Here is a 6,909-nt window from a genome sequence, read left to right on the forward strand (position 1 = left end):
GTTTTAGTTCTTAATTTTTCTCCTATTGCCTATTTTCGCGCGCGATAACTGTTAATCGTTGTGCAAAGTTCGGCCAATCATTCTTGAAGTAGGATAATAGCGTTATAGTGTCCATGTCTTCCACAGATACCCAGCATACCTCTACACTTTCATCATCTGTGGCATACGGTTCGACAAAATGTCCAGGTTTTTCGAAGGCAAAAACTGTTGTATATGCCCACGGCCCATGGTCTTCGCAGTATGCACCCACAACATCGATATCTTCAGGATGAATATTTGCTTCCTCTTCGGCTTCGCGCAACGCACCCTCAATAATACTTTCGCCAGATGCTATAGCACCCCCAGGGATACCCCACTTTCCACCCTCGGCGCTCCACTGAGCACGATGTTGCATAGCGACGTGCGAAATATTTCCTTCGTCATCTCGTCTAGCGAGAAGAATCCCAGCAGCTCCATACTGCCCCCAATGCTTATGACCGCATTCACAGTTAACCCATGCATCTCCAGGCTGATTAATATTGTCACGTGGAATATCCGGCGTGACATCATAAGGATTTGCTGCTTCTATCTTGTGCGCATTCCATAACGATGTCCAACTCATTCCAAGTTTTTCGACGAGACCTCTTACCGTTGGCAGACTCAATCCAATAACTCCACTTGGGTCTCCTTGAATTGATTCGATAAAAGCAGCCCCCAAACCTTCGAGGGTAAACGACCCTGCCACCTCAAGCGGCTCGCCCGTCTCCAGATAGCGTTCCAAATCCTCGTCACTAAACTGCGCAAAGCTAACCTGCGCATGACTAATCGCCTGCACCATCTCGCCTGTCGACATATCTATCACGACATGCCCTGTCCACAAGGTACCCGTATTGCCCCTCATTGACCTCAAGCGTTCACGAGCTATTTGTGGAGTATGCGGTTTGCCATACACTTCATCACCCAGTGTAAAAAGAGAATCGCAGCCAATAATCACCGGACCGTGGACTAAACCATATAATCCAGTATTATTTTCCACATACTCTCTAAGATCACTGCGTGCTGCGACGCTTCCCTGCCCTTGCTCAAGTGGACGAGAAATACTCAATTCACCTGTTGCTGCTCGCATGGTGTCCCATGTATGAGTGTAGTCATCTGCAACACTTCGAGCTTTAGCACGAGCCAACACTAAAACTCGTTCTTCGATAGAAAGTTGGTCTACACTTATGCCACGTTCATCAGCTAAACGTGTTAAGACTGCTTTCTCGTCCACGTGTGACACACGAATAGTTGGACGCACTCCTGCTTGTACGAGCAAGCGAGCGCGTGATGGAGATTGTGATGCAAGAACTACGGGGATGGTCATTTTTTCCTTATTGTTCGTCTATTTTTACGGATCTTTTACGGATCTTTACTCAACCGCGGTGTACGTATGAAGTTGACGGAATAAATCGCACAGTGGTTATGCGCTCTAATCCATAATAGTTACAGTTAAACCACCGTCAATCTATTTTATCCTCAGTTACACAAAGTTAATTATCTAACCTATTGCTTAGTCAATTTCAACCGCACATCAGATTTGGACTCTACTTTGTTAAATCTCATTCAGCTTTAACTGTTACGCCTTGGTGATCAATGGACAAATGGTTCATACGCCAGTGGCTCATATCCATAAATTGAGATGTAATATTTGTCAGCGTATCAGTAATATCGCCAGCATGAAGTACGAGAACGCAAGGTCCTGCTCCTGAAATCGTGGCGGCATACCCGCGCGATCTGAAGAAGCGCACAAGGTCTGCTGAAGGTTGCATTAACGGTGCTCGGTATTGTTGATGCAGAGTATCCTGCGTCGCGTCAAAGAGCAAATCATTGTCAGCACGCTCTAGTGCAGCCGGAAGTAACGCTACACGCGAGACGTTATACAAAGCATCACTAAAGAGAACATCATGTGGAAGGACTTCACGAGCTTCCTTAGTTGATAGTTCGAAATCAGGAACAAATATCCACGCATTTATTGATTCATGAACATTGTATTGCACCGTCGAGAAGGTATCATTTTTCTTCCACGATACTGTCATACCCCCGTACACTGCTGGAGCAACATTGTCCGGATGACCTTCGATATGCGCCGAAATATTAAAAATTGCATCGCGCACTTCACGATCAGCAGTATCCAACCCTGCCAAACCAGCTGCGGCGCTTACTCCAGAAACTATCGCACTTGCCGATGATCCCATTCCGCGTGATTGAGGAATACGATTCCATGCTGTCATGCGGATACCAAATTCAGGAAGATCAAATTCCTGCGCAGCTTGACGTAATGCCTTAACAACGAGGTGTCTTTCGTCGCGTGGAAGGTAATCTGCCCCTTGTCCATGAATATCTATCGAAACACCGACGGATGGCAGCGCTTCAACAGCTATTGTGTCGTAAAAGCCGAGCGCAAGACCACAAGTATCAAAGCCCGGTCCAAGATTTGCGCTGGTCGCTGGAACGTCAACGCGTACACGCGTATCAACGAAAGTCATAGTTCTATCCTTGGTATTTATTCCTCAAATACGCGCATAATTGAAATAACAGCACCTGCAGTTTTCTCTGCAGCCACGTCATCAATTGTTTCGCGAATCACATGATCGGATACAGAATGCGTTGTAATCCACAATTCATGATTACCCTGAGCATCTTCTTGTTCATGTTGCTGAGCTGCACGAATCGAAACTCCATGCTGAGCAAATATCTCTGTAATGCGTGCAAGTACACCGACATTGTCCGGCACATTAAAGCGAACCATATATGATGAATGCGCTTGAGAAGCATCCACGATAGGAGCATTCGAATACAGTGGGATACTAGGCCCTGTTGATCCCGCTACACGGTGTCGTGCAACGGTAACGATATCGCCAGTTACAGCAGATGCAGTTGGAGCTCCACCTGCGCCACGACCATAGAACATCAAATCATCTGAAGCTTCACCTTCGACAAATACCGCGTTAAAACTGCCAGATACTTTAGCAAGCTGATGATCTGCAGGAAGCATAATTGGATACACGCCTGCGCTAATTCCCTGTTCATTTTCTGATACTACAGCTAGCAACTTAATAACTCGATTCATTGCTCGAGCTGCTTCGATATCAGATTCTGTAATGTTTTCAATTCCTTCGACGTGTACATCATCCATGCGCACATCACGGTGGAATGCTAATACAGACATGATTGCCGCCTTAGCAGCAGCATCAAAGCCACCAATATCAGCTGTTGGATCCGCCTCTGCGAAGCCCTTTGCTTGTGCCTCTTTAAGTACAGTATCAAAAGCAAGACCACGAGTGGTCATCTCATCCAAGATGTAATTCGTTGTACCGTTAACGATACCCATAATGCGATTAATCTTGTCGCCAACCATTGATTCGCGTAGTGGGCGTACGATTGGTATAGCACCGCCTACTGCTGCTTCAAAGTAAATATCAACGCCGTTGCGTTCAGCTGCTTCATAAAGTTCAGGTCCATGCTGTGCGAGTAACGCTTTATTAGCTGTCACAACAGATGCTCCGTGATTAAGAGCACTAAGTACAAATGTACGTGCTGGCTCAATTCCTCCGATAAGTTCTACAACTACATCGGCTCTTGTTGTCAGTTCGAGCGTATCAGTGGTGAGCAAACTTTTATCAATCCATGGATCGTTTACTTGATCTGGGTCAAGTACGGCGATTCCAGTCAACTCTAATCGAGCACCAATTCGGCGTTCAAACTCATCAGCTTGCTCCACGAGCAATCGAGCTGTTTGCGAACCAACTGTTCCTGCCCCGAGTAGCGCTACTTTTATGCTCTCGTGTGCCATGTCTTCTCCAAATCTGTTTAACGTATTGTTATTGTCATTACTGTCTGTGTGGGACGGTCCTGCGCTAACTACACACAACGCGTGTAGTTTCCGTTACGCGCTAACGATGATGTTGCGTAAGTCGCCAATACCGTCGATATGTACTATTGCTTCATCTCCAGGTTGGAGTTGTCCTGTCGCGTATGGAGTTCCTGTCAAGATGACGTCTCCTGGAAGCAATGTCGCAAAGCTTGAAATGAAAGCAATCTGAGATTCGATAGAATGAATCAAGTTCGCAGTTGTTCCGCTCGCTTGAGGAACATCCTCACCATTAAGCGAGAAGCTAATATGAGCATCAGAGTGATCCAAATCTGTTTCAATCCATGGACCCAGCGGGCACGATGTATCGAATCCTTTAGCTCGAGTCCATGTAGGATCATCACCTTGAAGATCTCGAAGCGTCACGTCATTTGTACATGTAAATCCAAGAACATACTTCATTGCATCAGCTTCACTCACATTTTTGGCAATTCGGCCGATGACAACTGCTAATTCTGGCTCAAAATTCATATTATGGCTAAAACGCGGAATAATGATAGGATCATCAGGTCCAATAACCGACGTTGACGGTTTCGAGAAGATAACCATTTCTTCAGGTGCATGCACTCCAGACATGCCGTTAATTTCGCCCATATACTCAGCATGCTCTTCATAGTTCTTTGCCAGACCATAGATTTTGCTTGGAATAACAGGTGCGAGCAAACGAATACCGTCCTCATCAAGACCAAATCTTTGTCCTGTTGGGCTAACTGGTGTACCACCTAACGGGTAACCACTGAGCTCAACGAGGTAGTCTTTGTTTTCTTCCTCATCGTGCTGCACAAAAGCATAGGACACTGAATCATCATGACTAAAACGCGCAATTCTCATACCTCTAAGGATATAGAAACCCCGCGAACGCACAGTCAAGTTTCACCGTTATCGTTCCTTAGATGAATGCACGCGCGCCAAATATCCCAGTTCCTACGCGTACAATAGTTGATCCTTCAGCAATAGCCCACTCTAGATCAGCACTCATTCCCATAGATAATTCTGTGCATGTCTTTATCCCGGCATTATTTATTTCATCTCGCAGATTACGCAAATTGCTGAAGCAATTTCTTTCCGTTTTCTCATCATCGATATGAGTTCCAATCGTCATCAATCCAGTTAATTGTATTCCATCTAGCTGTGAGATATTTTCTGCTATTTCGAGGGCTTCCTCAGGCTTGCAGCCAGATTTGGATTCTTCTCCTGACTCATTAACTTCGAGGAAAACATTCATTTTTTGTGTGCTATCAAGGCGCCGTGAGATTCTTTCTGCTAACTTCACGCTATCAACCGATTCAATTGTCGACACAAAAGGTACTATCTTCGAAATTTTATTAGATTGAAGTTGTCCAATTAAATGCAAAGGAATTTCTTTCTCTCTGTCCTTCAGCTCTTGTGCAAGTCCGTCTGCTTTCGCAATAACTTCTTGTGGACGGTTCTCACCTATACACACAATTCCCGCGTCAATCGCTGCTAATATCTCCCCTACGTCGCGGGTTTTTGTTGCTGCTAGTAGTGTTGCCTCTGCTTGAGAACGACCTGCTTTGGAAAGCGCATTATTTAATTTCTCTTGCGTTCTTAAAACTCCATCATAAATTTCAGACCTTCGCTGTGGAGTGATAATCGTATTAGCTAAATCCTTGTGATCCATATATGCAGTCATAAGCCAACTATATCCAGAATAAAAGATAAGGCGCAGAACGCATGTTCCACGCCTTATTCGTCAGGAAATTCACTCACCACGGTATCTATCGCTAGATAAAATGAACTGTAATAAACACCTTAGCAAGAAGAACACCCACTATAGCACCCAAAATTGGACCAACTACTGGAATCCATGCATCTTGCCAGCGAGAGCTTCCTTTATGGGAAATCGGAAGAATTTGATGCGCAAGACGTGGCATCAGATCACGTGCAGGGTTCAATGCAGGACCTGTGGCGCCACCCATAGATGTTACCAAGCCCCACACTACGAAGCCGACAATAATCGCTGCTGACATCGGGTTCTTCTTGCCCCAATCAAGTCCAAGAATCATAAGAGCCGCGAAAACCAAAATTAAAGTACCAAAGAACTCATTGATGAAGTAATTGAAACGGCTATCTGCTGCATCACATGTAGCGAATGTCGCAAAGATTTCCTCTGGATCTTCTGTTTGATCATAATAAGGCTTGTAAAGGAGCCAAACGATAATCTGCCCAACGAAAGCTCCACATAATTGAACAAGAACATAAAGAGCAGCCTTGTTCCAAGGCATCATACCGTTGACCGCCTGCGCAATGGACATTGCGGGATTGAAGTTTGCTCCCGAAACAAAACCAAACATAGCAACAGGAATCATGACACCTAAGCCATATCCCATAGCGATATTCAGCCAGCCGGCATTGTGACCCTTAGTGCGTGTTAGGGCATGGTTAGCAACAGCTCCGTTACCAAACATCATCAAAATTGCTGTTCCTGCAAACTCTGCAAGTAATTGAGCCCATAAAGGAAACTCGTGCATTTCTTCTCCTTCTTAAATTTTCGAATTTAGATTTTCTTAAAGCGTAAGACGGATTAATCATAGCGGGTATCGTGGATTTGGCGGGATTGTTAATACCCTAATCAATGAGAATAATAAAAAAATGGGGTAGCCACGTTAACGTGGCTACCCCTCATAAGTGTTAGTGTGGCGGCGTGTTACTCTCCCACACCCTATCGAGTGCAGTACCATCACCGTGCTAGGTCTTAGCTACCAGGTTCGAAATGGAGACTGGGCGTAACCCCTAGGCCAAGGCCACCACAAATCTTAAATTATTCGGATACAACCATACACGCAAACCCTGTGGCGGGTTGGGGACCGGCTAGTAGACGCGAAAAAATCGTTAAGGACACTTAGTGTTCAATGTTACCTTAGGAAGAGTATCAGCCCACACACACTAGTGTGTGGAGTGTTAATTACCTTCGACTCTTAGTACCAGTCAGCTCCACACGTTACCATGCTTCCACACCTGGCCTATCAACCTCATCATCTATAAGGAGTCTCACACAC

The 6,909-nt window shown here is 45.3% G+C and carries 6 protein-coding genes and 2 rRNA genes; all 8 read right to left on the bottom strand.

Annotated elements, in window-relative coordinates:
* Nucleotides 1-22 precede the first annotated feature (22 nt).
* The gene (locus tag EJ419_RS03280; protein WP_131283581.1) at nt 23-1,342 is read right to left on the bottom strand and encodes a Maf family nucleotide pyrophosphatase; all 1,320 of its coding nucleotides are present in this window, start codon (nt 1,340-1,342) and stop codon (nt 23-25) included.
* A 235-nt stretch (nt 1,343-1,577) separates the two neighbouring features.
* Nucleotides 1,578-2,504 (bottom strand): homoserine kinase, encoded by a 927-nt coding sequence (gene thrB / locus EJ419_RS03285; protein WP_131283583.1) that lies wholly within the window; start codon nt 2,502-2,504, stop codon nt 1,578-1,580.
* Between the two features lie 17 nt (nt 2,505-2,521).
* Nucleotides 2,522-3,811: a homoserine dehydrogenase gene (locus EJ419_RS03290; RefSeq protein WP_131283585.1), complete on the bottom strand. Its 1,290-nt coding sequence runs from the start codon at nt 3,809-3,811 to the stop codon at nt 2,522-2,524.
* Nucleotides 3,812-3,904: 93 nt separating this feature from the next.
* On the bottom strand, nt 3,905-4,720 hold the full coding sequence (locus EJ419_RS03295; RefSeq protein ID WP_131283587.1) for a fumarylacetoacetate hydrolase family protein: 816 nt from the start codon (nt 4,718-4,720) through the stop codon (nt 3,905-3,907).
* A gap of 58 nt (nt 4,721-4,778) precedes the next feature.
* Complete coding sequence (locus EJ419_RS03300) at nt 4,779-5,543, bottom strand: YggS family pyridoxal phosphate-dependent enzyme (RefSeq protein ID WP_131283589.1); 765 nt, start codon at nt 5,541-5,543, stop codon at nt 4,779-4,781.
* 91 nt (nt 5,544-5,634) lie between these two features.
* The gene (locus EJ419_RS03305) at nt 5,635-6,381 is read right to left on the bottom strand and encodes an MIP/aquaporin family protein (protein WP_131283591.1); all 747 of its coding nucleotides are present in this window, start codon (nt 6,379-6,381) and stop codon (nt 5,635-5,637) included.
* A gap of 163 nt (nt 6,382-6,544) precedes the next feature.
* A 5S ribosomal RNA gene (rrf, locus tag EJ419_RS03310) occupies nt 6,545-6,662 on the bottom strand.
* Between the two features lie 146 nt (nt 6,663-6,808).
* A 23S ribosomal RNA gene (locus EJ419_RS03315) occupies nt 6,809-6,909 on the bottom strand; the annotation flags it as partial.

The sequence above is a fragment of the Alloscardovia theropitheci genome (assembly GCF_004332295.1).
Taxonomy (GTDB): domain Bacteria; phylum Actinomycetota; class Actinomycetes; order Actinomycetales; family Bifidobacteriaceae; genus Alloscardovia; species Alloscardovia theropitheci.

Coding starts and splice junctions, on each gene's coding strand:
- EJ419_RS03280 (WP_131283581.1), bottom strand. CDS start 1,342: ATGACCATCCCCGTAGTTCTTGCATCACAATCTCCATCACGCGCTCGC.
- thrB (WP_131283583.1), bottom strand. CDS start 2,504: ATGACTTTCGTTGATACGCGTGTACGCGTTGACGTTCCAGCGACCAGC.
- EJ419_RS03290 (WP_131283585.1), bottom strand. CDS start 3,811: ATGGCACACGAGAGCATAAAAGTAGCGCTACTCGGGGCAGGAACAGTT.
- EJ419_RS03295 (WP_131283587.1), bottom strand. CDS start 4,720: ATGAGAATTGCGCGTTTTAGTCATGATGATTCAGTGTCCTATGCTTTT.
- EJ419_RS03300 (WP_131283589.1), bottom strand. CDS start 5,543: ATGACTGCATATATGGATCACAAGGATTTAGCTAATACGATTATCACT.
- EJ419_RS03305 (WP_131283591.1), bottom strand. CDS start 6,381: ATGCACGAGTTTCCTTTATGGGCTCAATTACTTGCAGAGTTTGCAGGA.